Here is a 754-nt window from a genome sequence, read left to right on the forward strand (position 1 = left end):
AAGTTGCGCATCGGTGAACGTTAATGTGCCATCTTCATCAATGGTGTAGCTAACATCGCTCACCACTGTTGGGTCGCTCATCGGATTAACCGTTAGGTCTGCCGTTGCGGTCACCGTATCGGTACCGTCCGTTAGGTCGAAGGAGATATCAATGTCACCATTGAAATTCGCATCCGGCGTAATAGTGAAGCTGCCGTCATCGTTTGCCGTCACCGTCGCGTTACCGCCAACAGACAAGTTCGCTGCCGTTAGGTCATCGCCTTCCGCATCGGTCGCTTGTGCCAACAATTGCGCTTGGCTCAAGGTAATCGATGCGTCTTCATTGACCGTGTAAGCCAAATCACCGCTCACTGGCGCATCATTAACGGCCTTCACATCCACTTCGGCCGTCGTCGAGACTTTCTCTCCATCTTCATCGGCAACCACAACCGTTAAGCTCACACCACCGTTGAAGTTCTCATTCGGTGCAAARCTGTAAGTACCGTCGTCATTTGCCGTTAAAATACCGTCAGTGCCCGTGTACGTCACACTGTCTAGGCTGACATCGCCTTCCACATCACTCGATTGAGCCAGTAACTGCGCTTCAGTGAAGTTAATCACTTCATCTTCATTAATGGAGTAACTGGTTGAACCCGCGACCGGTGGATCGTTCACTTCTACAACGGTTAGGCCCGCTGTCGTTGACGCCGTTTCTCCGTCCTCATCACGGATGACAACATTGAAGCTCACATCACCGTTGAAGTTCTCATTCGGT

General features: G+C 51.3%; 1 protein-coding gene. It reads right to left on the minus strand.

All coding sequences use genetic code 11. From position 1 onward, the window contains the following. The coding region (locus L1D55_RS27440) for a tandem-95 repeat protein (protein WP_239919515.1) at nucleotides 1-754 on the minus strand (754 nt) is incomplete at both ends.

This window comes from Vibrio sp. Isolate22 (assembly GCF_022398115.1).
Taxonomy (GTDB): domain Bacteria; phylum Pseudomonadota; class Gammaproteobacteria; order Enterobacterales; family Vibrionaceae; genus Vibrio.